The sequence below is a fragment of the Rhizobacter sp. P1_G5 genome, from assembly GCF_056405435.1.
Map to the genome: position 1 here is coordinate 1 of NZ_JBFUCB010001000.1, position 1,287 is coordinate 1,287.

Consider the following 1,287-nt stretch of genomic DNA (forward strand, 5'->3'; position numbering starts at 1 on the left):
GGCGAAGACCGCATGTTCGCCGGCCCCGAGAGCGCGCTGCCGCCGGCCGCCAACGAGGCCGCGACGGCCGAGACGCCGCGCCGCCCGCTGCGCCGGGCCGGCCTCGTCGTGATGGTGCTGGCACTGGCGGGCATCGCCGGCGTGCTGGCCTGGCAGGGCGATGGCCGGCGCAGCGCAGTCGCGGCGGTCGACCTGCCGGCGCTGAACCGGCTGCTCGCGGGCTACCCCGAGGTGGAGACGGTGGCTGCGCCGAGTGGCGGCGGCAACGTGGTCGTGCGCGGCTTCGTCGAGACGCGGGCGCGCCGCAAGGCCCTGCAGGCGGCGCTCGAGGCGCTCGGCCCGCGCGTGTCGGTGACGGTCGTCAGCGCCGAGGAGATGGTCGAGCAGGCGCGGCGCTTCGTCAGCGACCCCGGCGTCACGGTGGCGTACGCCGGGCAGGGCCGGCTGGTGGTCTCCGGCACGGTCGAGGACGAGGCGGTGCGCCTGCAGATCCGCCGCCTGGCCGAGGACCTGCACCCGACGGTGCTGGTCTCGGACAAGGTCAGCTACCGGGCCAGGCCGCTGCGCGACGACGGCGCGGCGTCGCGCGAGCAGTGGGCCTCGTGGCAGAGCGTGCTGCCGTCGCGCATGGTCGGCATCACCGAGGACGCGAACGGCCTGAAGCACATCCAGCTGGCCAACGGCAGCCGCTACTACGAAGGCGCGGTGCTGAAGAGCGGCGGCGAGCTGCAGCACATCGACACCGACGGGTTGGTGATCAGCGGCGGCACCACCGCGAAGCCGCCGGGAGCCGCCCGATGAACCCGATCCCGCATGACGCACCCGCGTCAGCGCCCCGATTTCACGCGCCGGAGCGATCCGGCGCGTGGAATGCCGCCGCCCGCCAGGGCGGCACCTGAGTCGTGCGCGTCAGCGCACAAAAGCAAGTCCATCCCTTTCACTCAACACCCAGGAGAGAACACCATGGCAGACGGACCCAGCGCAGACCAGAGCGTCGCGACGATGCGCCAACTCGCAGCCGACCAGATGAAGGTCCAGCTGGCGGCGCAGACGCTGTCGACCCAGAGCTCCAACATCACGACCACCACGCAGTCGATCCTGGCGGGCAACGCCATGGCCAGCGAGTCGGTCAAGCAAGGGGCCCAGGACGTGCGTCAATCCTCGCGAGCGAGTTGACGACCGCTGCCGCGCGCCGCGACCGCAGGGCCGGCGCGCGGCTTTTCCTCCATTCCCGAAACCACACCTTCGAAGCGGAGAACGCCATGTCCGAAGCAGCCGTCATTGCCG

Annotated in this window: 1 protein-coding gene and 1 pseudogene; both read left to right on the top strand. The window is 72.2% G+C overall.

Annotated elements, in window-relative coordinates; all coding sequences use genetic code 11:
• Nucleotides 1–801, top strand: a pseudogene (locus AC1D12_RS33515) (FHA domain-containing protein); the annotation flags it as partial.
• A gap of 162 nt (nucleotides 802–963) precedes the next feature.
• The gene (locus tag AC1D12_RS33520; RefSeq protein WP_156151732.1) at nucleotides 964–1,176 is read left to right on the top strand and encodes a hypothetical protein; all 213 of its coding nucleotides are present in this window, start codon (nucleotides 964–966) and stop codon (nucleotides 1,174–1,176) included.
• Nucleotides 1,177–1,287 lie beyond the last annotated feature (111 nt).